The sequence below is a fragment of the Phenylobacterium sp. genome (assembly GCF_037189685.1).
GTDB lineage: Bacteria > Pseudomonadota > Alphaproteobacteria > Caulobacterales > Caulobacteraceae > Phenylobacterium.
Genome location: NZ_JBBCIT010000033.1, coordinates 146193 through 170254, shown reverse-complemented (window position 1 = coordinate 170254; position 24062 = coordinate 146193). Strand labels below are relative to the sequence as shown.

Genomic DNA, 24062 nt, shown 5'->3' with positions numbered 1-24062 from the left:
CCGCAAGCGTATCGATGGGTCCCGCGGACAAGCCGCGGGATGAAGAGCGGGGAGATGATCGGGATCTAGGAAAGGACACGCCGAGCGATGGATTTCAGCTTCACCGAAGAACAGTCGATGCTGCGCGACACGGTCGCCAGCTACCTGGCCGACCACTACGACTTCGACAAGCGTCGCGCCGTCGTGACCAAGGAGCCGGGCTGGCGGCCCGAGGTGTGGAAGGCCTTCGCCGAGGAGCTGGGCATCCTGGGCGCGCCGTTCCCGGAGGACCTGGGCGGCCTGGGCGGCGGCCCGATCGAGAACATGATCGTGATGGAGGAGTTCGGTAAGGCGCTGGTCGTCGAGCCCTACCTCGGCACGGTGGTGATCGGCGGCGGCTTCCTGAAGCATTCGGGCCATGCCGGCGCGGCCGACCTGATCGGCGGGATCATCGGCGGCCAGAACATCTTCGCCTTCGCCTACGCCGAGCCCAAGGGCCGCTACAACCTGGCGGCGCTGGAGACCACGGCGAAGAAGGACGGCGCCGGCTGGGTGCTGAACGGCCACAAGGCCGTGGTGATCGGCGCGCCGTTCGCCACCCACCTGATCGTCACGGCCCGCACCTCGGGCGGCCCGCGCGACGCGAACGGCGTCTCGGTGTTCCTGGTCGAGAAGGGCGCCAAGGGCGTGTCGACCCGCGACTATCCGACCGTGGACGGCAATCGCGCCTCGGAAGTGTATCTCGAGAACGTCTCGGTGGGCGCCGACGCCCTGATCGGCCCGGCCGACGGCGGCCTGCCGCTGATCGAGAAGGTGGTGGACGAGGCGATCGCCGCCACCTGCGCCGAGGCCTGCGGCGTGCTGCGCAAGCTGCACGAGGGCACGCTGGAATACACCAAGCAGCGCAAGCAGTTCGGCGTGCCGATCAGCTCGTTCCAGGTGCTCCAGCACCGGATGGTCGACATGTTCATCAACCTCGAGCAGTCGATCTCGATGACCTACATGGCCAACATCAAGGTCGTGGACGACGCCGAGCGGGCGAAGGCGGTCTCGGCCGCCAAGGTGCAGATCGGCAAGGCCTGCAAGTTCGTCGGCCAGAACGCCATCCAGCTCCACGGCGGGATGGGCATGACCGACGAGATGGCGATCGGCCACTACTTCAAGCGCGCGACGATGATCGAGGGCGCGTTCGGTTCGGTCGACCATCACCTGACCCGCTACGAGGGCCTGAGCCTGGGCCCGAGCCTGGGCCAGGCGGCGTAGGCGCCGGTCCGGTCCGAAATGCGGCCGCCTCGTTCCGGCGAGGCGGCCGTCTTCGCGGGATCCCTTCGTTTCGAGTCTCCCGGTTTTCAGGCGCCGCTTGCGCCGGCGCATGAGCCGGGTGTCGTCCGGGCCCGAACCGGCTTCACGGCGAACGGCCCGGCCCGAACGCCGCCAGCGCCGGATCGGGTTCCTCGACCGCCCGCCAGGTCTCGCGCAGCGTCGGCGGGCCGCGGTCCAGCACCAGGTAGCAGCCGCCGCCGGCATGTCCGGGCCGGTCCTCCTGCCCGATCGTCACCCCCTGAAGATGCGCCGTGAGCAGCGCGCCGACACCGCCGTGCGAGACCACCAGCACCACGCCATCCGGGCTGGCGGCGTCCAGTGCGTTCGTCGCCGCGACGATCCGGTCCTGAGCGTGGCGCGCGGTCTCCCAGCCCCTGACGCTGACGTCCGGATTGGCGAAGAATTCGTCCACCACCTCCCAGAACTCCGGCGGGGCGATGTAGCCGGTGGCGCTGCGGTCGTTCTCGCCCAGCGCCGCGTCCACGCGATGCGGCGCGCCCAGCCGCGCGGCCAGAATGGCGGCGCCGTCCAGCGCCTTCTGCTCGTCGCTGGACCAGACGGCTGCGACCGGCCGGCCGGCCAGCGCGTCGGCGAAGGTCTCCATCCGCGCGCGCCCCACGTCCGACAGGGGCCAGCGCGGCACGGGGACCTGCGGATCGATGACGACCTCGGGATGGGTGACGAAGAGGATCGCGCTCATGCGCCGACCGATCGCCGGATACGCCACGCCACGCCAGCGTTTTTCGATGGAAGGCGATATTCACGCGACCGGCCCGACTGGGCCGGGCGGGTCTTTCACGGCCCGCAGCGCCGGGTCCGGAACGGCTCGGGGGCGGGGGGCGGGGCGCCGACGCATGACCTCCCACGTAATCGACCGGCCTACGCCGATGGGGTGATCTCCGCCCACACAGGAGACACCGCATGAACCGCCGCGACATCCTCACCTCGGGCCTGGCCGCCGGAACCGCAGCCGCCGTGGGCGCACCGCGATCCGCCGCCGCTGCAACGGCGCGCAAGGCCCCGACCATCCGCGCCAAGGACGGAACGCGCCTCTTCCATCGCGACTGGGGCGAGGGGCGGCCGGTGGTGTTCGCCGCGAGCTGGGCGCTGTCGGGCGAGATGTGGGCCTATCAGGTGGCGCACCTGTCCGAACGCGGCTTCCGCTGCATCGCCTTCGACCGGCGCGGCCACGGCCGGTCCGACGTTCCGGGCCGCGGCTACGACATGGACACGCTGGCCGACGACCTCGCGGCGGTGATCGACACCCTCGGCCTGAAGGACGCGATCCTGGTGGGGCACTCGATGGGCGGCGCCGAGGTGATCCGCTATCTGGGCCGGCACGGGACGGCCAGGGTGGCGAAGGTGGCCCTGGTGGCGGCCGTGGCGCCCTATGTGATCCAGACGCCGGACAATCCCTTCGGGGCGCCGATGGCGTTCCACGAGGCGACGCTCCGGCAGTACGCCGCCGACTTCCCGAAATGGGCGACGGACAACCAGGCGGCGTTCTTCACGCCGGAGACCTCGCCCGCCATGAAGGCCTGGCTGACCGATCAGCTCCTGGCGACACCCGTCCCCGTGGCGGTGGCCGCCTTCAGGGCGCTGATCGGCAAGGACCTGCGCCCCGACCTGCCCAGGATCGACCGGCCGACCCTGATCGTCCACGGCGACCGGGACGCCTCGGCCCCGCTCGCCGCCACGGGCCAGCGGCTGGCGGCGGGCGTCCCGGGCGCCAGGCTGGAGGTCTACGCCGGCGCGCCGCATGGGCTGTTCGTGACACACATGGACCGGCTCAACGCCGACCTGGAGACTTTCTTCCGGGCGTGAGGTTGCGGAGCCCGGCCACGGCGCCCTAGCTGGGCGTCATGGCCCCCCGCGACCTCGGCCTGCTCATGGCCATGTGCCTGGTCTGGGCGGTCAACAACATCATCTCGAAGTATGTGGTGAGCATCCTCGACGTGCCGCCGCTGTTCTATGCGGCCGCCCGGTTCGCGATCCTGGCCGCGCTGCTGATCCCCTTCCTGCGCCCGGCGCCGCGGCCGCTCTGGCGGCTGATGCTGGCGGCGTTCCTGATGGGCGGCGGGAACTTCGGCCTGATGTTCGTGGGCCTGAAGTACTCCACCCCGTCGGCCGCCGCGGTGGTGTTCCAGCTCGGGATGCCGATCACGCTGCTGCTGTCGGTGGCCTTCCTGGGCGAGCGGATCGGGTGGCGGCGCGGCGTGGGGATCGCGCTCACCTTCGCGGGCGTGCTGACGGTGATGTGGAGCCCCGAGGGCGTCGCGCTTTCCACCGGCCTGCTGCTGGTCGCCGGCGCCACCCTGATGTCCAGCGTGGGGGTCATCCTGACGAAGCAGATCGAGGGCATGCGCCCGCTGACCTTCCAGGCCTGGGTCGGGATCACCTCGGTGTTCCCGATGGCGGCGCTCTCTCTGGCCCTGGAGCCGGGACAGGTGGACGCGGCGCTCGGCGCCGGCTGGACGTTCTGGGCCGCCCTGGTGTTCTCGGCGCTGGTGGTCTCGCTGGGCGCGCATACCGCCTATGTGATGCTGCTCCAGCGCTACGAGGCGAACCTGATCTCGGCGTTGATCCTGGTGACGCCGCTGGCCACTATCGGCCTGGGCGTGGCGCTGCTGGGCGACCCGTTCGGGCCCCGGATGGCGATCGGCGGGCTGCTGGCCCTGGCCGGCGTCCTGATCATCGTGCTCCGGGGCAACCGGATGATGGCCCTGCTGCTGGCGATGCGGAACCGTGACTCATGACGACGTTCATCGAAGCGCCTTCGCCCAACTTCGACGCGCGCACGGCCCCGCCCAGCGTGTTGGTCCTGCACTACACGGGCATGCAGAGCGGCGAGGCGGCGATCGCGCGGCTGCGCGATCCCGCGGCCAAGGTGTCGTCGCATTATGTGGTGGAGGAGGACGGCCGGATCTTTCGGCTCGTGCCCGAGGAACGGCGGGCGTGGCACGCGGGCGTCTCGTACTGGCGCGGGCGGCGCAACCTGAACGGCGAGTCCATCGGGATCGAGATCGTCAATCCGGGCCACGAGTGGGGCTACCGGCCGTTCCCCGAGGCGCAGGTGGCGGCGGTGATCGATCTCGTGGCCGACATCCGCACGCGATGGACGATCGAGGACCGCGACATCGTCGGCCATTCCGATGTGGCGCCGGCGCGCAAGGACGACCCCGGCGAGCTGTTCCCCTGGAAGCGTCTGGCCGAAGCGGGGCACGGCCTCTGGGCCGAGGCTCCCCCCGCGCCGGGCGCGCCGATCGGGGCGGGGGAAGAGGGCGCGGCCGTCTTCGCCCTCCAGGCCGGCCTCACCCGCCTGGGCTACGACCTGCCGCCGTCGGGCGCCTTCGACGCCGACACCGCGACCGTCCTGCGCGCCTTCCAGCGGCACTGGCGGCCCGAGCGCGTGGACGGGATCGCGGACGGCGAGACGCGCGCGCGGCTGATCGCGCTGCTGAGGATGACCTCCCTCCCTTGATGGGGAGGGATGGTTGACTCTGCGCCGCGATCCCCCACTTTCCGCCGCGGATCAGACGGCCGGGCGGTCGCGGCCCCTTCGGGGGTCGAGGAAAGTCCGGGCTCCACGACGACATGGCGGTGGGTAACGCCCACCGGGGGTGACCCCAGGGATAGCGCCACAGAGAGCAGACCGCCCTGCTCCGCCAAGGCTACGCAGGGCTTGCCCTCCGAAGCCTCCGGCGAAGGAGGGTAAGGGTGAAAGGGTGCGGTAAGAGCGCACCGGGCCGCTGGTGACAGGGGCCGCATGGCAAGCCCCGCCAGGAGCAAGACCGAATAGGGATCCCGCGCCGGCCAAGTCCTTCGGAAACTGGCGGGTAGGAGCGTCGCCGCTCCGAGGGATCCGGGTAGGTCGCGAGAACCGGCCGGTGACGGCCGGTCCAGAGGAATGGCCGCCGCGTCCTGCGCGAGCAGGGCGGCACAGAACCCGGCTTACAGGCCGTCTGATCCGCTCCCTCCCGTCATGGGGAGGGTGGCGGGGCGAAGCCGAGACGGGTGGGGAAACAGGGATCATCCACCGCGTCCGAATTCGGGCGACCATCCCCAGCCTCAGCACTCCGGCCCCCGCTTCCCCGCCCCGGCCGCTTCGCGGCCTGTCCCTCCCCATCAAGGGAGGGATGGGCGCGTTAACTATTCGTACCAAGTATGTTCTGTGGATAAGTCTTGGGCCTTCAAGATTTCCCGCTGGATCGGCTGCAAAATCCCATCTGAGGTCAGCAAGTGTCATTGAAACCCACTTGGTCCCATGTTAACCCAATAACCATTCGCTAACCAAAGCGGCGGGTCGGGGCGCTGGCTGGCGGGGTTGGCGAAGGCAGGGGGTCTGGGCCGGGGATGTTTCTCTCGACCTTCGAGAAGCAGCTGGACGCGAAGCGGCGCATCGTCGTGCCGCAGGACTACCGCGCCGCGCTCTCGGGTCCCGTGGAGGGCGTCTTCCTCTTTCCTTCGATCCGCTCCGACTGCCTGGAAGGCGGCGGCCAGGCCCTGTTCGACCGCTATGGCGCGGTGGCCGACGAGCTGGAGTTCGGCGACGAACTGCGCGACTCCATCGAGCGCAACGTGTTCGGCGAGATGCAGCGCCTCAGCTTCGACACCGCCGGCCGCATCACCCTGCCCGAGAGCCTGTGCGAGCAGTACGGCCTGACCGACTGGGTGGCGGTGGTGGGCCTGCGCGACCGCTTCGAGATCTGGGAGCGCGACGCCTATCGCGCCCAGCGCGCCGCCGACCGCGAGCGGGCGCGCCAGGGCCTGGCCGAGATGCGCGCCCAGCAGCGCCAGGCCCGGATCGGAGGCGCCGCATGAGCGCCGAGGTCCGCGCCCCCCCTGTTGCCGGCAACCCTGTTGCCGGCCCCCATGTCTCCGTCCTGCTCGGCGAGGTGGTCGAGGCGCTCGCGCCCGCGCCCGGCGAGACCATCGTGGACGGCACTTTCGGCGCGGGCGGCTACGCCCGCGCGATCCTGGCGACGGGCGCGAAGGTCGTGGCGTTCGACCGCGACCCTACGGTCCGTCGCTTCGCCGCGGGATTTCCGGACGACCGCTTCCGCCTGGTGGAAGCGCGATTCTCGGAAATGGACGCGGTGCTGGGCGAGGGCCATGCCGACGGCGTGGCCCTCGACCTCGGCGTGAGCTCGATGCAGCTCGACGAGGCCGCGCGCGGCTTCTCGTTCATGCAGGACGGCCCGCTGGACATGCGCATGGGCGGCGACGGCCCCACCGCCGCCGACCTCGTCAACACCGCCGACGAAGCCGAGCTGGCGCGGATTCTCTTCGTCTACGGCGAGGAGCGCGAGAGCCGCCGCATCGCGCGCGCCATCGTGCGCCGGCGCGGCGAGCAGGCCTTCACGCGCACCCTGGAGCTGGCCGAGTTCGTGGAGCGCGCGCTGGGCGGCCGGCGCGGGGCCAAGATCCACCCCGCCACGCGCACCTTCCAGGGCCTGCGGATCGCGGTGAACGACGAACTGGGCGAGCTGGAGGCCGGCCTGGCCTCTGCCGAGCGCGTGCTGAAGGCGGGCGGCCGGCTGGCGGTGGTGACCTTCCACTCGCTGGAGGACCGCATCGTCAAGGCGTTCCTGGGCGAGCGGGCCGGACGGACGCCGGGCGGATCGCGTCACGCGCCGCCGGTGGCGACGACGGCCGAACCCAGCTTCCGGCTGCTGTTCAACGGCGCGCGCGGGCCGGGCGACGACGAGGTGAAGGCCAACCCCCGCGCGCGCTCGGCCAAGCTGCGCGCCGCCGTGCGCACCGAGGCTCCTGTGTGGAGGGTGGCGGCATGAGCGTCTTCACGCGCAAGATCCGCGGCTTCCGCCTGATCGACCTCGTCGGCGTCGGCCTGCTGGTGGTGGTGGTCCTGGGCGTCTACCTCGCCAAGACGATGGCCGGTCGCGAACGCGCCGAGATCGCCACGATCGAGCGCCAGATCAAGGCCGAGGCCGCCCGCATCCGCCTGTTGCAGGCGGAGGTGGCGCACCTGGAGCAGCCGGGCCGCCTGGAGCGGCTGTCGGTGGTCTATCTGAAGATGGAGCCGGTCGGCGCGAACCGCGAGGCCAGCGTGGACCAGATCGTGGACGTGGCCCGCGCCGGCCCGCCCAAGAAGGCCAAGGCGGTGTCGGCGGTGGCGGCGATGGTCAACGGGTCGGGCGTGATCCCGGGCGTGCCGCCGCCCCCGCCGCCGCAGGCCTATCCCGTGCGCGTGGCCGAGGCGCCCGCCGAACCGGGCGTGGCGCCATGAGCCTGTCGCAGACCAGCCTGGGCCGGGCGGGCCTGCCGCGCTGGCTGATCGAGCGCGTCTGGGGCCTGGAGCACGCCTTCGAGCGGGCGCGGGCGTCGGGCAAGGCCGAGGACGACACGCGGCTGCGCATCTTCTTCGTCCTGATCCTCTTCGCCGTCGGTTTCGTGGCCCTGGCGTTCGGGGCGACGCGGGCGGCGCTGTTCCCCGACGCGGCGCATGTGGGCGGCGCCGGGGCGCCGCTGGGCGCCTCGCGCACCGACCTGGTGGACCGCAACGGCATGCTGCTGGCGGCCGACCTTCTGCACTACGGCCTCTACATCGACCCGCGCGAGATCTGGGACCAGGCCGAGACCCGGCGCGGCCTCAAGGCGGCGCTGCCCAGCCTGGACATGAACCGCCTGGAGCGGGCGCTGCGGGGGAACCGCCGGATCTTCGTGGCCGGCGCGCTGACGCCCGAGGCGCGCAACCGCGTCCACCGCCTGGGGCTGCCCGGCGTGACGTTCGAGCCCGAGCAGCGGCGCATCTATCCGCTGGGGACCACGGCCGCCCACTTCATCGGCTTCTCGGACGCCGGGGGCGAAGGCCTGTCGGGCTCGGAGGCGGCGCTGAACGACGACATCCGCACCGCGGCCCGGAGCGGCGCGCCCGTGCCCCTGTCCATCGACCTGCGCGTCCAGGGCGCGCTGGAGGACGAGCTCTACAAGGCCATCCACGAGTTCCGGCCGGTGGGCGCGGTGGGCCTGGTCACCGACATCCAGACGGGCGAGATCCTGGCCCTGTCGAGTTGGCCCGTCTTCGATCCGAACGCGCCGGGCAAGTCCAGCGTCTACGCCCAGACCAACCGCGCGGCGGCCTCGGTGTTCGAGATGGGCTCGACGTTCAAGGCGTTCACCGTCGCCATCGGCCTGGACGCCGGGGTGGCGACGCCCGAGAGCACCTTCGACGCCCGCGAGCCGTACAAGCTGGGCTACCGGACCATCCACGACTACCACGCCAGCCGGAAGATCCTGACGCTGGTGGAGGTGTTCCAGCACTCGTCCAACATCGGCACCGCCAAGCTGGGCCAGGCCGTGGGCCCCGAGCGCATGGGCCACTACTTCGACGCCCTGGGCCTGACCAAGGCGGCCAAGGTCGAGCTGATCGAGAACGCCCGGCCGCTGACGCCCCGGGTGTGGAACGACGACGCCGTCGCCTCGACCTCGTTCGGGCACGGGATCAACGTCAGCCCCCTGGCGCTCGCGCGGGCTATGGGGGCGATCCACAACGGCGGCCGGATGATCCCGCTCACGATCCACAAGCTGGAGCCGGGGACGAAGGTGGACGGCCCGCGGGTGATGTCCGAGCGCACCTCGCTGCAGATGCTCTCGATCATGCGCGCCAACGTCACCGGCGGCAGCGGCAAGTCGGCCGACATCCCCGGCCTGTCGGTGGGGGGCAAGACCGGGACGGGCGAGAAGTACGACCCGGCGATCCGCCGCTACAACGGCCAGAAGCAGGTCTCGTCGTTCGCCGCCGTGTTCCCGACCTGGGGCGGCGTGGACACCAAGCGCTATTTCGTCCTGATCCTGCTGGACGAGCCCAAGGGCACGGCGCGGAGCGCGGGCTATTCCACCGGCGGCTGGGTGGCGGCGCCGGCCGTGGGCCGGGTGATCGAGCGGATCGCGCCGTTCGTCGACGTCCAGCGCCGCGCCGACGTGGGCCAGGCGGTTCCCGTCCTGCCGCCGACGGTCGAAGAGCTGGGCGAAGCGCGATGAGCGTGCGCCTGTCGAAGATCGTGAAGCGCGACCTGGGGACCGATCCCGAGATCAAAGGGGTGACGGCCGACAGCCGCAAGGTGAAGCCAGGCTTCCTGTTCGCCGCCCTCCCGGGATCGAGGGCGGACGGCGCGGCCTTCGCGGCCAAGGCCGTCGAGGCCGGCGCGGCGGCGGTGATCGCCGACCAGGACCTGAACCTTTCGGTTCCCACCGTGATCTGCCGCGACCCGCGCCGCGGCTACGCCCTGGCCGCCGCCAACTTCTGGGGCCGCCAGCCGCAGGTGTGCGTGGCGGTCACGGGCACCAACGGCAAGACCTCGGTCGCCAACTTCTGCCGCCAGATGTTCGCCCGCGCGGGCCACGCCGCGGCCAGCATGGGTACCCTGGGCCTGACCGTCTCGCGGCCGGACGGGACGCACGACCAGATCACGCCGCCCGGCCTGACCACGCCCGACGCGGGCGACGTGGCCGAGCTGCTGACCCGCGTCAGCCAGCTCGGCGTGACCCATTTCGCCATGGAGGCCAGCTCGCACGGCATCGACCAGCGCCGTCTGGACGGGGTGCGGCTGGCGGCGGCGGGGTTCCTGAACCTGACCCAGGACCACCTCGACTACCATCACACCATGGACGCCTACATGAAGGCGAAGCTCAGGCTGTTCGAGCAGCTCATGCCGCGCGGCGCGACGGCGGTGCTGAACGCCGATTCCGAGGCGTTCCCGTTCTTTGCGGCGGCCTCGGTGGTCTCGGGGCAGCGGGTGATGAGCGTGGGTGGGGGCGGGCAGGCGTTGAAGCTGCTGGAGCGGACCCTGCTCCCCGACGGCCAGAGCCTGAAGGTGCGCGCCGACAGCCAGGTCCATGACGTGCGCCTGCCGCTGGCGGGGGGATTCCAGGCGTCGAACGCGCTGGTGGCGGCGGGCCTGTGCCGCGCGGCGGGCCTGTCGTGGGACGAGGTGTTTGCCGGGCTGGAGGCCCTGACCGGCGCGCCGGGCCGGCTCCAGCGCGTGGGCGCGGGGCCGCGCGGGGGCGAGGCCTATGTGGACTATGCCCATACGCCGGACGGGCTGGAGACGGTGCTGAAGGCCCTGCGCCCCCACGCGCGCGGCCGGCTGGTGGTGGTGTTCGGCGCCGGCGGCGACCGCGACCGGGGCAAGCGCCCCCTGATGGGCCGGGTGGCGGCCGAGCTGGCCGACGTGGCGATCGTCACCGACGACAATCCCCGTTCCGAGGTCCCGGCGGCGATCCGGGCCGAGATCCTGGCCGGCGCATCCGGCGCCAGGGAGATCGGCGACCGGCGCGAGGCGATCCGGGCGGCCGCGGCGATGCTGGACGACGGCGACGTCCTGGTGGTGGCCGGCAAGGGCCATGAGCAGGGCCAGATCGTGGGCGACGTCGTCCATCCCTTCGACGACGTGCAGGAGACGGCGCTGGCGCTGGAACTTGTGCATGGCTGAGCCGCTGTGGACGTCCGGCGCCGTCGCGGCCGCCACGGGGGGCGTGGAATCCGGCGCCTTCGCGGCGACCGGCGTCTCGATCGACACCCGCAGCCTGGAGCCGGGGGACCTTTTCGTCGCCCTGGCGGGCGCGCGCGACGGCCATGCGTTCGTGGCCCAGGCGATGGCCGCCGGCGCGGCGGGGGTGCTGGCCTCGCGCGAGGTGGACGCGCCGTCCGTGCGGGCGGGCGACACGCTGAGGGCGCTGGAGGCCCTGGGAATCGCGGCCCGCGACCGGGCGGCGGGCGCGCGCCGCGGCGCGGTGACGGGCTCGGTGGGCAAGACGTCGGTGACGCAGGCGGTCATGGCGGGGCTTTCCCTGGCCGGCCGGGCGCATTCGTCGGTCAAGAGTTACAACAACCACATCGGCGTGCCGCTCACGCTCGCCCGCATGCCGGCCGACACCGAGCGCGCCGTGTTCGAGATCGGCATGAACCACGCCGACGAGATCCGCCCGCTGAGCGAGATGGTGCGGCCCCATGCGGCGGTGGTGACGACCATCGGCCCGGTCCACACCGAGAATTTCGCGGACGGCGAGGCCGGCGTGGCGATGGCCAAGGCCGAGATCTTCGACGGCCTCCAGTTCGGCGGCGTCGCGGTGCTGAACGCCGACAACGCGCATTTCGGCCTGCTGGAGGCCCGCGCCGTGGCGGCTGGGGCGAAGGTCCGCACCTTTGGGCGCGCGGCCGGCTGCGACGCGCGCCTGCTGGACTTCCGGGCCGCCGACGGCATGGCCCAGGTGCGCGCCGAACTGGACGGCCGGCGGGTCGACTTTCCCCTGTTGCAGACCGGCCTGCACTGGGGTCTCAACAGCCTGGCGGTGATCCTGATGCTGGAGGCGCTGGACGTGCGCCTGGACCTGGCGCTGACGGCGCTGTCGGGCTTTGCGCCGCTGGCCGGGCGGGGCGCCGAGCGCCGGTTGGACGGCCCCCGCGGCGCCTTCACCCTGATCGACGAGAGCTACAACGCCAACCCGGTCTCGATGGCCTCGGCGATCGCCACCCTGGGCCAGCGCAGCGTGGCCGGGCGGCGGATCGTGGCGCTCACCGACATGCTGGAGCTGGGGCCGGAGGCGCAGGCGTTCCACGCCGGGCTGGCCGCGCCGATCGCGGCTGCGACGATCGACCTCGTCTTCTGCGCCGGTCCTCTGATGAAATCGCTCTGGGACGCCCTTCCGCCGACTCGCCGCGGCGGCTACGCCGAGACCGCCGCCGTCCTCGCGCCCCAGCTCTCTGAGGCCGTGAGGGCCGGCGACGTCGTGATGGTGAAGGGGTCGAACGGGTCCAGGGCCGGGCAGGTCGTCCAGGCGTTGCTGGCGGCCGGTTCCCCCCGACAGGCCCCGGGCCGCGCCCTGAAAGGCCCTGGGGGGGAGGCCGGCTGATGTTCTACTGGCTCTACGTCCAGCTCGCCTCGACCGACTATGTGCCGGTCCTGAACCTGCTGAAGTACCAGACCTTCCGGACGGGGCTGGCCATCTTCACGGCCCAGTTCGTGGTGGTGGCCATGGGCTCGCGCTTCATCCGCTGGATGCAGGCCAAGCAGGGCAAGGGCCAGCCGATCCGCGCCGAGGGCATCGAGCGCCACATCATCGAGAAGGCCGGCACGCCCACCATGGGCGGGGTGATGATCCTGGCCGGCCTGTTCGCGGGCACCCTGCTGTGGGCCGACCTCACCAACGTTTACGTCTGGGCGGTGCTGATCGTCACCGGGGGCTACGGCCTGCTGGGCTTCATGGACGACTACGCCAAGGTCACGCGTCAGACGACGGCGGGCGTCTCGGGCAAGGCGCGGCTGGCGGTCGAGGCCGGCATCGCGATGGCGGCCATCGCGCTCATCATCACGCTCGCGCCCAAGCCGCCCGAGAACGCCGAGTTGCTGACCTCGGTCACCTTCCCGATCTTCAAGCAGTACTTCATCGACCTCTCCTGGGGCTATCTGCTGTTCGGGGCCTTCATCATCGTGGGGGCGGCCAATGCGGTGAACTTCACCGACGGCCTCGACGGCCTGGCCACCGTTCCGGTCATGATCGCGGCGGCGGCCTACGGCCTGATCGCCTACATCGTCGGCAACTACGTCTTCGCCAACTACCTCCAGCTCCACTTCGTCCCCGGTGTGGGCGAGCTGGCGGTGTTCTGCGGGGCGCTGATCGGGGCGGGGCTGGGTTTCCTCTGGTACAACGCCCCGCCGGCCAAGATCTTCATGGGCGACACCGGCTCTCTGGCCCTGGGCGGGGCGGTGGGCGCCATCGCGGTGGCCACCCGCCACGAGATCGTGCTGGGGATCATCGGCGGCCTGTTCGTGGCCGAGACCCTGTCGGTGATGATCCAGGTGGCGTGGTTCAAGCGCACCGGCCGGCGGATCTTCCTGATGGCGCCGGTCCACCACCATTTCGAGAAGCTGGGCTGGTCGGAATCCACCGTCGTGATCCGGTTCTGGATCGTGGCGGTGATGCTGGCCCTGGTCGGCCTCGCCACCCTGAAGCTCAGGTAGGAGGCGCGTGCAGGCGGCATGATCCCGGTCCGCGGCTTCGAAGGCAGGACGGTGGCCGTGTTCGGCCTGGCCCGCACGGGGCTGGCGGCCGCGCGCGCCCTCGTCGCCGGGGACGCCGAGGTCGCCCTGTGGGACGACAGCCCGAAGGCCCGTGAAGCCGCCGCGGCGGAGGGCTTCGAGCTGACCGACCTGGCTGCGGCCGACTGGTCGGGCTTCGCCGCCGTGATGCTGTCGCCCGGCGTGCCGCTCACGCACCCCAAGCCGCACTGGACGGTGGAGAAGGCCCGCGCGGCGGGCGTCGAGATCCTGGGCGACATCGAGCTGTTCGCGCGCACCGTGAACGCCGCGCCCGAGCACCGGCGGCCGAAGGTGGTCGCCATCACCGGCACCAACGGCAAGTCCACGACCACCGCCCTCATCGGCCACATCTGCGCCGAGGCCGGCCGGGACACCCGCATCGGCGGCAACATCGGCGCCGGCGTCCTGGGCCTCGACGACATGCACGGCGGCGCGGTCTATGTGCTGGAGCTGTCGTCCTACCAGCTCGACCTGACCTCCAGCCTGAAGGCCGACGTGGCGATCATCCTGAACGTCTCGCCCGACCACCTGGAGCGGCACGGGACGATGGAAAACTACGTCGCCGCCAAGCGCCGCATCCTGCTCAACCAGGACAAGGGCGACACCGCCGTCATCGGCGTGGACGACGCCTGGGGCCAGCAGATCTGCACCGAGATCACGGCCGCCAACCGCCGCACCATCGTGCCCATCTCGGCCAGCAAGGCGATCAGCCGCGGGGTCTACGCCCTGGACGGCCTGCTGTACGACGCCGCCGGCGAGCGCGCGGCCCAGGTGGCGGACCTGAAGCGCGCCCGCTCGCTGCCGGGCCGGCACAACTGGCAGAACGCGGCGGCGGCCTACGCCGCGGCGCGCGGGCTGGGCGTCTCGCCCGAGCTGGCCGCCCGCGCCCTGACGACCTTCCCGGGCCTCGCGCACCGGATGGAGACCGTGGCGCTGATCGGCAAGGTCCGCTTCGTCAACGACAGCAAGGCCACCAACGCCGATGCGGCGCGCCAGGCCCTGTCGAGCTATCCCGAGGTCTACTGGATCGCCGGCGGCCAGCCGAAGACGGGCGGCATCGAGGAGCTGGCCGACCTGTTCCCGCGCGTGATCAAGGCCTACCTCGTGGGCGAGGCCGAAGCGGCGTTCGCCACCACGCTGGAAGGCCGGGCGCCCGCCGTGGCATGCGGGACCATCGAGGCGGCGGCGCGCGCGGCCTATGCCGACGCCGCGGCCAGCGGCAGGGACGCGATCGTCCTGCTCTCGCCGGCCTGCGCCTCGTTCGACCAGTTCGCCGACTTCGAGCAGCGCGGCGAGGCCTTCCGCGCCGCCGCCCGCGCGATCGCCGCCGGCCGCGTCAGCGAGGGCGCGCCATGAGCCCCTTCGCCACCAGTTCTCTCCCCCTCCCCAGCTTCGCGGTCCCCCTCCCCCGAGGGGGGAGGAGACCCTCACCATGACGACCGTCAGCAGCAACGCCCACGCCTTCGCCCGGTCCGACCGCTCGCCGCTGGGCGTCTGGTGGTGGACCGTCGACCGCTGGATGCTGGGGGTGGTGGCCATCCTGATCGCCATCGGCGTCGTGGTGTCGTTCGCCGCCAGCCCGGCGGCGGCGGCGCGCATGAACATCGGCGACCCGTTCCACTTCGCCGTCCGGCAGTGCGTCTTCGCCGTGGCCTCCATGATCCTGATGATGGCCGTCTCGATGCTGGACGTGAAAGGCGTGAGGCGGGCGGCCTTCTTCATCTGGCTGGCGGCGATCGCGGTGATGATCGCCCTGCCGTTCATCGGCCACAGCGCCAAGGGCGCCACGCGCTGGATCGAGTTCGGCGGCTTCACCTTCCAGCCGTCGGAATACATGAAGCCGGCCCTGGTGATCCTGGTCGCCTGGATGTTCGCCGAGGGCCAGAAGGGCGCCGGGGTGCCCGGCGTCTCCATCGCCTTCGGGCTGTTCGCGGTCTCGGTGGGGCTGCTGCTGATCCAGCCCGACGTCGGCCAGACGGTGCTGATCACGGTGGCCTTCGGCGCCGCCTTCTGGATGGCGGGCGTCCCCATGAGCTGGGTGATGCTGCTGGGGGCGACGGCGCTCGCGGGGCTGTCGTCGACCTACTTCATGTTCCCGCATGTCCAGAGCCGGGTGGACCGCTTCTTCTCGCCCGAGAAGGCCGACACGCACCAGGTCGACGCCGCCGCCATCGCCCAGGCGGCGGGAGGACTGTTCGGCCGGGGCCCGGGGGAAGGGGTGATGAAGCGCCGCGTGCCCGACCTGCACACCGACTTCGCGGCCTCGGTGGGCGCCGAGGAGTTCGGGCTCGTCTTCCTGCTGCTGGTGATCTCGCTTTTCGCCTTCGTGGTGGTGCGCGGCCTCATGAGGGCCATGAAGCTGTCGGATCCCTTCGAGCAGATCGCGGCCGCGGCGCTGTTCGTGCTGGTCGGCCAGCAGGCGATCATCAACCTGGCGGTCAACCTGAACATGATGCCGACCAAGGGCATGACCTTGCCCTTCATCAGCTACGGAGGCTCCTCGATGCTGGCGATGGGCCTGACGATGGGACTGGCGCTGGCGCTCACGCGCCGCCGGCCGGGCGCCTATGCGCAGAGCGAAGGCCTCGCCAAGGCCGGGACGTTCGGTTGACCGCGCGCGCGAGGATGAGAGGCGCCCATGCGTAGGATCGCCGTCGTCGCCGCCGGGGGGACCGGCGGCCACCTGTTCCCGGCGCAGGCGCTGGCCGAGACGCTGATCGCGCGCGGCTGGGGCGTGGTGCTGGCGTCCGACGAGCGGGTGGCGGGCCTGGCCCAGGACTTCCCGGCCGAGCGGCGCATCGGCCTGTCGGCGGCCACCTTCCGGCGGGGCGACCCCATCGGCATGGTCCGCGCCGGCCTGGCCGTGATGCGCGGGGTGTTGCAGGCCCGCGGCGTCTTCCGCGAGATCCGGCCGCACGTGGTGGTCGGCTTCGGCGGCTATCCCTCGGCGCCGGCGCTGGTGGCGGCCCGGCTGGACCGGCTGCCGACCGTCATCCATGAGCAGAACGCGGTGATGGGCCGGACCAACCGGCTGCTGGCTCCCCACGTGAAGACCATCGCCTGCGCCTTCCCGACGCTGCAGAAGGCCCCGAAGGGCGTGGCCGAGCGGGCGAGGGTGGTCGGCAACCCGGTGCGCCCCCCGATCCGGGCCCTGGCCGAGATCCCCTACGTCCCCCCCGAGCCGAATGGCCCCGTGCGCCTGCTGGTCACGGGCGGCAGCCAGGGCGCGCGCCTCCTGTCGGAGCTGGTGCCCGAGGCGGTGAAGGCCCTGCCCGAGGACCTGCGCCGCCGGCTGGTCGTCCAGCAGCAGACCCGCGCCGAGAGCATGAACACGGCGCGCCGGGCCTATCGGGACGCCCTGGTCGACGCCGAGATCGCGCCGTTCTTCCGCGACATGGCCAGCCGCCTTCGCGACGCCCACCTGGTGATCGGGCGCTCGGGCGCGGGCAGCGTCTGCGAGTTCGCCGTGGCCGGGAAACCGGCCATCCTGGTCCCGCTGGCCATCGCCATCGACGACGACCAGGGCCAGAACGCCCGGCTCCTGGCCGACGCCGGCGGCGCCGAGATCGCCCGCGAGAGCCAGCTCACGGTGGAGAGCCTGGCGTCGGCGCTGGAGGTCCTCCTGAACAACCCGGCCCGCCTGGCCCGCATGGCCGCGGCCTCCCGCGCCGTCGCCATCCCCGACGCGGCGGAGCGCCTGGCCGACGTGGTTGAGGCGACGGCGGCGGCGTAGCGGCGCGAAGCGCCGTTCCTGAACCACGAAAGACACGAAAGGACACGAAGGCGGGCCATGCAGCGCCTTTCGTGTTTTTCGTGGTTTCAACAGAGCGCCTGGGGCGTGTCCTGGCGTCGGCGGAGCGCCCGCCGCCTCAGGACCTCCGCCACCTGCTGACAGGACAGCCAGCGGAATGTAGCGTTGGTCACTACATTCCGCTTGATGCTGTAGCGACTTGCGCTACATTCGACTCGTGATCCAGTCCTGGGGCAACGACGAAGCAAGGCAGGTCTTCGAGGGGCGTGCGCCGCGGGGCCTGAACCCCGACATCCTCGCCCGCGCCCGTCGGATGCTGGCCGCCCTGAACGCGGCGACGACGCCACAGGACATGGCCGCCCCGCCGGGCAATCGCCTGAAGAAGCTCCAGGGAGCGGAAACCTGGTCGATGCGGGTGAACGACCAATACCGGATCACGTTCGTCTGGGGCCGAAGCGGTCCCGAGGACGTTTGGCTCGGCGACTATCACTAGGAGGCCACGATGATCGACTTCTACAACTTCGAAGCGCCTCTCCCTCATCCCGGGGAAATCCTCCGCGAGGACTACATGGCGCCCATGGGCCTCACGGCCGGAGCGCTCGCGCGCGCCATGGGGCTGAAGGATCGCACCCGGATCGAGCGCCTGTCCCGCGAGACCCAGAATATCACCGCCGACACGGCTCTGCGCCTCGGCCGCGTGTTCAACACCTCTCCCCAGTTCTGGATCAACCTGCAGACCCAGCACGACCTTTCGCTCGCCGCGATCAAGGGGCGGGATGAGCTGGCCAAGCTGAAGGCGCTCGTCGCGTAGCGTTCCCTGACCCCCGAAGACACGAAAGGACACGAAAGGGATCGAGTCCTCCCTGAGCCTTCGCGCCAGCGGAGGCTCAGCCTTTTCAAACCGCGGAAGCCCGCCGAGGGGCGCGGAATCGCAAGCTTCGCCTTCCGCGCCTTTTCGCGTTTTCCGCGGTTCATCTGAATCCAAAGGCGCCGCTTCGCGGCCTCGCGAAGACCGAACGCCCTTTCGTGTCCTTTCGTGTCTTTCGGGGTTCCCCGCCTGACGCCCGCGCCCCTTCCGCCGCGCGGGGAAGCGTCCTAGGACTCGGGCCATGACCCGTCGCCCCGTCCCCTTCGAGATCGGCCCCGTGCACTTCATCGGCATCGGGGGCATCGGCATGAGCGGAATCGCCGAGATCATGATGCGCACGGGCTACACCGTGCAGGGGTCGGACGCCCGGGCCAGCGCCAACACCGAGCGGCTGGCGAAGCTGGGCGCGAAGATCTTCGTCGGCCACGATCCGGCCAACGTGGAGGGGGCCTATGCGGTCGTCTATTCGACCGCGGTCAAGCCCGACAATCCCGAGATGGTGGCCGCCCGCGAGCGGCGGCTGCCGCTGGTGCGCCGGGCCGAGATGCTGGCCGAGCTGATGCGGCTCCAGTTCTCGGTGGCGGTGGGCGGCACGCACGGCAAGACCACCACCACCTCGATGATCGCCTCGCTGCTGGACGCCGGCGGCCTGGACCCCACGGTGGTCAACGGCGGGATCATCAACACCTACGGCACCAACGCCAAGGTCGGGACCGGCGAGTGGATCGTGGTCGAGGCCGACGAGAGCGACGGGACGTTCCTGAAGCTGAAGTCCACCTGCGCCGTGGTCACCAATATCGATCCCGAGCACCTGGACCATTACGGCGACTTCGACGCCGTGAAGCGGGCCTTCCAGGATTTCGTGGAGAACATCCCCTTCTATGGCTTCGCCGCGGTCTGCACCGACCATCCCGAGGTCCAGGCCCTGGCGGCGCGGGTGGAGAACCGCCGGCTGGTGACCTATGGCGTGAACCCCCAGGCCGAGGTGCGGGCCGAGGGCGTCGCGATGGGGCCGGACGGCGCCCGGTTCGACGTGCTGATCCGTCCGCTGGAGGGCGAGCCCCTGCGCTATGCCGGCCTGCACCTGCCGATGGCCGGCCACCACAACGTGCTCAACGCCCTGGCCGCCGTGGCGGTGGCGCGCGAACTGGGGCTGGACGAGGGGGCCATCCGCAAGGGCCTGAAGGAATTCGGCGGGGTGAAGCGGCGCTTCACCACCACGGGCGTGGCGAACGGCGTGCGCGTGGTGGACGACTACGGCCACCATCCGGTCGAGATCGCCTCGGTGCTCAAGGCGGCCCGGGCCGTCACGGGGGGCGCCAATACGGGAGGCGCCACTACGGGGGGCAAGGTGATCGCGGTGGTGCAGCCCCACCGCTACACGCGCCTGCGCGACCTGTTCGACGACTTCTGCGCCTGTTTCGCCGACGCCGACGTGGTGCTGGTGGCCGACGTCTATGCGGCGGGCGAGGCGCCGATCGAGGGGGTGAGCCGCGACAGCCTCGTGGAGGGCCTGCGCCGCTACGGCCACCGCCGCGCCCTGCCGCTGCCCGCGCCCTCGGACCTGGCCGCGATGGTCCGGCAGGAGGCCGCGAACGGCGACCTCGTGGTGCTGCTGGGCGCCGGCGACATCACCAACTGGGCCTACGCCCTGCCGGGCGAACTGGAAGCGCTCGGGGAACCCGCCGAATGAGCGCCGCCGACTGGCGCGACGCCCTGCCGGCCGTGCGCGGCAAGCTCCTGCGCGACGAGCCGCTGGGGCCGTTCACATGGTTCCGGGTCGGCGGCGCGGCCGAGCTGCTGTTCCTGCCCGCCGACGCCGAGGACCTGGCCGCCTTCCTGAAGGCGCTTCCCGCCGAAGTCCCGGTGACGGTGCTGGGCGTGGGCTCGAACGTCATCATCCGCGACGGCGGCGTGCCGGGCGCGGTCATCCGGCTGGCGGGGCGCGCCTTCGCCGGCGTCCAGGCCGAGGGACGCCGGATCACCGCGGGCGCCGCGGCGCTGGACGCGGCCGTGGCGCGGGCGGCGGCCCGGGCCGGGATCGCGGGGCTGGAGTTCTATGCCGGAATCCCCGGCACGGTGGGCGGCGCGCTCACCATGAACGCCGGTTGCTATGGCTCGGAGACGAAGGATGTGCTGGTGTCGGCCTGGGGGTACGATCGCTCGGGCGCGCGGCAGGAGCTTGAGGTGGCGGACTTCGGCTATACGTACCGGCATTCCGGCGCCCCGGCCGACATCGTCTGGGTCGAGGCGGCCTATGAGGGGCGTCCCGATGCGCCCGAGGCGGTCCAGGCGCGAATGGACGAGATCACCGCGCGGCGGGAGCAGACCCAGCCGATCCGGGAGAAGACGGGCGGCTCCACCTTCAAGAACCCGCCCGGCCATTCGTCGTGGAAGCTGGTGGACGCGGCGGGCTGGCGCGGGAAGGCGTACGGCGGGGCGATGTTCTCGCCGCTGCATTCCAACTTCATGATCAACACCGGCGCGGCGACGGCCGCCGACCTCGAAGGCCTGGGCGAGGCCGTGCGGGCCGACGTGAAGGCGAAGGCGGGCGTCGATCTCCAATGGGAGATCAAGCGGATCGGGAGGCCTTGAGCGTGGCCGGCGCCTCCCTGATCCTGGTGCGTCACGGGCGGCCGCTGATCGACCCGGACACGCCGTCCACGACCTGGCCGCTGTGCCCCGAGGGGCGCGAGGCGGTCGAGACGCTGGCCGGGAAGATCGCCGCCTACCGCCCCGTCGCGGTGGCCGCCAGCCCCGAGCCCAAGGCCCGCGAGACGGCCGAGATCATCGCCGCGCGCCTGGGCCTGCCGGTCGACATCGATCCCGGCCTGCACGAGCACAAGCGGCGCTCCCTGTCGTTCGGGACCGAGGAGGCGTTCCGCGAGAAGATCGCCCGCATCTTCGAGGCGCCCGGCCAGCCGGTAGGCGGGATCGAGACGGCGCACGCGGCCTGCGAGCGGCTGGCGGCCGCCCTGGCCCAGCACAGGAGTCGCCCGCTGGTCGCCGTCACCCACGGCACGGTGCTCAGCTTCTACGTGGCCCGGCTCCTGGGCCTCGACGCCCACGACCTCTGGCGCAGCCTGCACCTTCCCGACGCCTTCGTCCTGGACGCGGACGGCGGCCTGATCGAGCGGCTCTGATCCCGTTTCTCCGACGTCGCGCGCATGTTCAGGCGGCGAGGGCCCGGTCGGCCGGGACGAGGCGGGCGCTGGCGTTGCCTCGGGCGATGAGGGCGCCCGACAGATCCATGAGCCGGCCTTCCAGGAAGGCGATGCTCTTGCCGGCCTGGACCACCTGGCCTTCGGCGTAGATCGGCCCCGGCCGCGCCGGGGCCAGGAAGCTCACGTGCAGTTCGATCGTGGGCGTGAACATGCGGCCCTCGGAGAAGACGAACATGGCGGCGCCCATCACGTCGTCCAGCATGGCCGCCAGGAATCCGCCCTGGATGAAGCCGGCGGGGTTGCAGAACGCAGGGCGTCCCTCGAAGCGCGCGCGCAGCCAGCCGTCGGCCGGCCGGGCGTCGACCAGCTCGAAGCCGAGCAGTTCGGCGCAGGGTGGGCGTGGCAGGCCGTCCAGGGCGGTCGGAACAGGCATGGGGTCTCCTTCCGGCCTGCACATCCTGTCGATGGCCTGCTGCCAGCATGGTGGCGACAGGTCGCAGGGAGCGACGCCAGGTGGTTGACGCCAGGTGGTTGACGTAGGGGACGGCTGACGATTGAGAGGGATCAAGGCTAACTTAAGCGGGATCGGAGATCCTGATCGCCATGCCGGACGGCGCCGCCACATCGAACCTCTACCGGCCGAAGCTCGCGACGGTTCTGTCCGAGGGCTACGGCCTGGGCGACCTGCGCCGGGATGCGGTGGCGGGGCTGACGGTCGCCGTGCTGGCGTTGCCGCTGTCGATGGCGATTGCGGTGGCCTCGGGGGTTTCGCCGGAGCGTGGGCTGTACACGGCCATCGTGGGCGGCTTCCTGGTCTCGGCGCTGGGCGGCAGCCGTCACCAGATCGGCGGCCCGGCCGGGGCGTTCATCGTGCTGGTCGCGGCGACGGTCGCCGACGTGGGCCTGCCGGGACTGTTGCTGACGGTCTTCCTGTCGGGGCTCATGCTGGCGGCCCTGGGGCTTTTCCGCCTGGGCGGTCTCATCCGCTACATGCCCCACGCCGTCACGGTCGGTTTCACCACGGGCATCGCGGTGACCATCCTGGCCAGCCAGATCAAGGACCTCGCGGGGCTCACCCTCGAAGGCGCCGAACCGGGGCCCGTGGGCCTGAAGCTGCTAGCGCTGGCCGAGGCCGCGCCCACGTTCAACCCGGCAGCGCTCGGGCTGGGGATCGGCGTGGCGGGATTCATCCTCTGGCTGCGGCGCGTGCGCCCGACCTGGCCGGGCATGCTGCTGGCGCTCGTGGCGGCGACGATCCTCGCGCGCTTCGTCCACCTGCCGGTCGAGACGATCGGCAGCCGCTTCGGCGGGATTCCGCACAGCCTTCCGGCGCCGGCGCTGCCGGACGTGTCCTGGGACCTGATCGTGCGCTGCCTGCCGGCGGCGCTGGGCTTCACGCTCCTGGGTGGCCTGGAGAGCCTGCTGTCGGCCAAGGTCGCGGACGGGATGACCGGGCGGGTCCATCGCTCGAACATGGAACTGGTGGCCCAGGGGCTGGCGAACGTCGGTTCGGCCATCTTCGGCGGCATCGCGGTGACCGGGACCATCGCCCGTACGGCGACGAACATCCGCGCCGGCGCCCGCACGCCGGTGTCGGGGATGCTGCACGCCGTCTTCCTGCTGGCGTTCATGCTCGTGGCCGCGCCCCTGGCCAGCTATGTGCCGCTCGCGGCGCTCGCGGGCATCCTGGTGGTCGTGGCCTGGAACATGGCCGAGAAGCGGGAGTTCGCGAGCCTGCTGGGGCAATGGAAGGCCGCCGCCGTGGTGCTGGCCACCTTCGGCGTGACGGTGCTGCACGATCTGATGTCCGGGATCTTCGCAGGCTGCGCCGTCGCGCTCGTGTTCTGGATGGGATCGAGGATGGCCCGCCGCCTGGGCTCTTGACCCGGCCGGCGACGCACGCCACCGCGGACCCCAACCCCCGAGCCGTCGTGAGGCGCCGATGAATCTTCCGCTGCACGGATCCCTGTCCGGGCGTCACGTCGCCGTGCTCCTCGGCGGCCTCTCGTCCGAGCGCGAGGTCAGCCTCGTGTCCGGGCGCGCGTGCGCCGAGGCGCTGGAGCGGCTGGGCGCCCGGGTCAGCCGCGTGGACGCCGGCCGTGACCTGGCCCAGGTCCTGACCGCCCTGAAGCCGGACGTCTGCTTCAACGCCCTGCACGGGGCCTGGGGCGAGGACGGCTGCGTCCAGGGCGTGCTGGAGACGCTGGGCGTGCCGTACACCCACAGCGGCGTGCTGGCCTCGGCGCTGGCGATGGACAAGGCCAAGTCCAAGGCCGTGCTGGCCGCCGCCGGCGTCGTCGTGCCCGGCGGCGGCCTCTTCGACCGCTTCGAGGTGGCCCGCGATCACGTGATCCCGCCGCCTTACGTGGTGAAGCCCAACGCCGAAGGGTCGTCGGTGGGCGTGTTCCTAGTCTTCGACGGCGCGAATCGCCCCCCGCAGGAGGTGGTGGCCCCCGACTGGACCTATGGCGAGCAGGTGATGGTCGAGCCCTATGTCCGTGGCCTGGAGCTGGCGGTCGGCGTCATGGACGGCAAGGCCATGACCGTGACGGAGATCGTGCCGAAGACAGGCTTCTACGACTACGAAGCCAAGTATGGCGACGGAGGTTCGGAGCATATCGTCCCGGCGAGAATTCCGGCTCATGTCATGGAAAAAGCGAAGAAACTCTCCGAGATGGCGCACGAGGCCCTGGGTTGCCGGGGGGTTACCCGGTCCGACCTTCGTTATGACGACATTAACGATGTTTTGGTCCTGTTGGAGGTGAACACCCAGCCGGGGATGACGCCCACGTCGCTCGTACCCGAGCAGGCGGCGGCGGGCGGGGTGGATTTCGACCGGTTGGTGCTTTGGATCACGGAGGACGGGCATGCCCGCAGCGGCGCGGGGGGGATCGCCAGGCGCAGCGAAGGGTAGGGCG

General features: G+C 71.5%; 23 protein-coding genes and 1 other RNA gene. 22 read left to right on the top strand and 2 right to left on the bottom strand.

The genetic code is table 11. The annotated features are described in order from the left end of the window. Positions 1 to 87 precede the first annotated feature (87 nt). Entirely contained in the window at positions 88 to 1242 is a 1155-nt protein-coding gene (locus WG212_RS19175; protein ID WP_337188721.1) for an acyl-CoA dehydrogenase family protein, read from the top strand. A 142-nt stretch (positions 1243 to 1384) separates the two neighbouring features. On the opposite strand, the gene WG212_RS19170 is transcribed toward WG212_RS19175, so the two are convergent. Then, the gene (locus WG212_RS19170; RefSeq protein ID WP_337188720.1) at positions 1385 to 2002 is read right to left on the bottom strand and encodes a histidine phosphatase family protein; all 618 of its coding nucleotides are present in this window, start codon (positions 2000 to 2002) and stop codon (positions 1385 to 1387) included. 221 nt (positions 2003 to 2223) lie between these two features. Here WG212_RS19170 and WG212_RS19165 point away from each other — a divergent pair, with 221 nt between their 5' ends. From WG212_RS19165 to WG212_RS19075, 19 genes are all read left to right on the top strand, one after another. Next, positions 2224 to 3126: an alpha/beta hydrolase gene (locus tag WG212_RS19165; protein WP_337188719.1), complete on the top strand. Its 903-nt coding sequence runs from the start codon at positions 2224 to 2226 to the stop codon at positions 3124 to 3126. 38 nt (positions 3127 to 3164) lie between these two features. After that, positions 3165 to 4058, top strand: coding sequence for a DMT family transporter (locus WG212_RS19160; protein WP_337188718.1), 894 nt, complete (start codon positions 3165 to 3167; stop codon positions 4056 to 4058). After that, positions 4055 to 4783, top strand: a complete 729-nt coding sequence (locus tag WG212_RS19155; protein WP_337188717.1) for an N-acetylmuramoyl-L-alanine amidase — start codon at positions 4055 to 4057, stop codon at positions 4781 to 4783. Before WG212_RS19160 ends, WG212_RS19155 begins: the two co-directional genes overlap by 4 nt. Positions 4784 to 4834: 51 nt before the next feature. Further along, positions 4835 to 5272, top strand: an RNA gene (gene rnpB, locus WG212_RS19150) — RNase P RNA component class A. A gap of 383 nt (positions 5273 to 5655) precedes the next feature. Next, a complete protein-coding gene (locus WG212_RS19145) occupies positions 5656 to 6123 on the top strand; it encodes a division/cell wall cluster transcriptional repressor MraZ (RefSeq protein WP_337188716.1) in 468 nt (155 codons plus the stop codon). Continuing rightward, on the top strand, positions 6120 to 7094 hold the full coding sequence (rsmH, locus tag WG212_RS19140) for a 16S rRNA (cytosine(1402)-N(4))-methyltransferase RsmH (RefSeq protein ID WP_337188715.1): 975 nt from the start codon (positions 6120 to 6122) through the stop codon (positions 7092 to 7094). Before WG212_RS19145 ends, rsmH begins: the two co-directional genes overlap by 4 nt. After that, positions 7091 to 7549 (top strand): cell division protein, encoded by a 459-nt coding sequence (locus tag WG212_RS19135; RefSeq protein WP_337188714.1) that lies wholly within the window; start codon positions 7091 to 7093, stop codon positions 7547 to 7549. Before rsmH ends, WG212_RS19135 begins: the two co-directional genes overlap by 4 nt. Then, a complete protein-coding gene (locus tag WG212_RS19130) occupies positions 7546 to 9303 on the top strand; it encodes a penicillin-binding protein 2 (protein WP_337188713.1) in 1758 nt (585 codons plus the stop codon). The genes WG212_RS19135 and WG212_RS19130 overlap by 4 nt, the downstream gene beginning before the upstream one ends. Further along, entirely contained in the window at positions 9300 to 10754 is a 1455-nt protein-coding gene (locus tag WG212_RS19125) for a UDP-N-acetylmuramoyl-L-alanyl-D-glutamate--2,6-diaminopimelate ligase (protein ID WP_337188712.1), read from the top strand. Before WG212_RS19130 ends, WG212_RS19125 begins: the two co-directional genes overlap by 4 nt. Continuing rightward, on the top strand, positions 10747 to 12174 hold the full coding sequence (gene murF, locus WG212_RS19120; protein ID WP_337188711.1) for a UDP-N-acetylmuramoyl-tripeptide--D-alanyl-D-alanine ligase: 1428 nt from the start codon (positions 10747 to 10749) through the stop codon (positions 12172 to 12174). Before WG212_RS19125 ends, murF begins: the two co-directional genes overlap by 8 nt. Continuing rightward, a complete protein-coding gene (gene mraY, locus WG212_RS19115; protein WP_337188710.1) occupies positions 12174 to 13283 on the top strand; it encodes a phospho-N-acetylmuramoyl-pentapeptide-transferase in 1110 nt (369 codons plus the stop codon). The genes murF and mraY overlap by 1 nt, the downstream gene beginning before the upstream one ends. 18 nt (positions 13284 to 13301) lie before the next feature. Then, positions 13302 to 14717 (top strand): UDP-N-acetylmuramoyl-L-alanine--D-glutamate ligase, encoded by a 1416-nt coding sequence (gene murD, locus WG212_RS19110; protein ID WP_337188709.1) that lies wholly within the window; start codon positions 13302 to 13304, stop codon positions 14715 to 14717. Between the two features lie 76 nt (positions 14718 to 14793). Next, positions 14794 to 15972, top strand: coding sequence for a putative lipid II flippase FtsW (ftsW, locus tag WG212_RS19105; RefSeq protein ID WP_337188708.1), 1179 nt, complete (start codon positions 14794 to 14796; stop codon positions 15970 to 15972). Positions 15973 to 15999: 27 nt separating this feature from the next. Beyond that, the gene (gene murG, locus WG212_RS19100; protein ID WP_337188707.1) at positions 16000 to 17094 is read left to right on the top strand and encodes an undecaprenyldiphospho-muramoylpentapeptide beta-N-acetylglucosaminyltransferase; all 1095 of its coding nucleotides are present in this window, start codon (positions 16000 to 16002) and stop codon (positions 17092 to 17094) included. A 217-nt stretch (positions 17095 to 17311) separates the two neighbouring features. Further along, positions 17312 to 17605, top strand: a complete 294-nt coding sequence (locus WG212_RS19095; RefSeq protein ID WP_337188706.1) for a type II toxin-antitoxin system RelE/ParE family toxin — start codon at positions 17312 to 17314, stop codon at positions 17603 to 17605. A 9-nt stretch (positions 17606 to 17614) separates the two neighbouring features. Next, positions 17615 to 17923: a HigA family addiction module antitoxin gene (locus WG212_RS19090; protein ID WP_337188705.1), complete on the top strand. Its 309-nt coding sequence runs from the start codon at positions 17615 to 17617 to the stop codon at positions 17921 to 17923. A 298-nt stretch (positions 17924 to 18221) separates the two neighbouring features. Beyond that, entirely contained in the window at positions 18222 to 19673 is a 1452-nt protein-coding gene (murC, locus tag WG212_RS19085) for a UDP-N-acetylmuramate--L-alanine ligase (protein WP_337188704.1), read from the top strand. After that, complete coding sequence (gene murB / locus WG212_RS19080; protein WP_337188703.1) at positions 19670 to 20575, top strand: UDP-N-acetylmuramate dehydrogenase; 906 nt, start codon at positions 19670 to 19672, stop codon at positions 20573 to 20575. Before murC ends, murB begins: the two co-directional genes overlap by 4 nt. Before the next feature lie 2 nt (positions 20576 to 20577). Continuing rightward, on the top strand, positions 20578 to 21123 hold the full coding sequence (locus WG212_RS19075) for a histidine phosphatase family protein (RefSeq protein ID WP_337188702.1): 546 nt from the start codon (positions 20578 to 20580) through the stop codon (positions 21121 to 21123). A gap of 28 nt (positions 21124 to 21151) precedes the next feature. Here the strand turns inward: WG212_RS19075 and WG212_RS19070 are convergent, their stop codons facing one another. Next, positions 21152 to 21577, bottom strand: coding sequence for a PaaI family thioesterase (locus tag WG212_RS19070; protein ID WP_337188701.1), 426 nt, complete (start codon positions 21575 to 21577; stop codon positions 21152 to 21154). 170 nt (positions 21578 to 21747) lie between these two features. On the opposite strand from WG212_RS19070, the gene WG212_RS19065 reads away from it, so the two are divergent. Both WG212_RS19065 and WG212_RS19060 read left to right on the top strand, forming a co-directional pair. Next, positions 21748 to 23028 carry a SulP family inorganic anion transporter gene (locus tag WG212_RS19065; RefSeq protein ID WP_337188700.1) on the top strand — a complete coding sequence of 427 codons (1281 nt, stop codon included), beginning with the start codon at positions 21748 to 21750 and terminating at the stop codon, positions 23026 to 23028. Between the two features lie 58 nt (positions 23029 to 23086). Further along, positions 23087 to 24058: a D-alanine--D-alanine ligase gene (locus WG212_RS19060; protein WP_337188699.1), complete on the top strand. Its 972-nt coding sequence runs from the start codon at positions 23087 to 23089 to the stop codon at positions 24056 to 24058. The last annotated feature ends 4 nt before the right edge of the window (positions 24059 to 24062 follow it).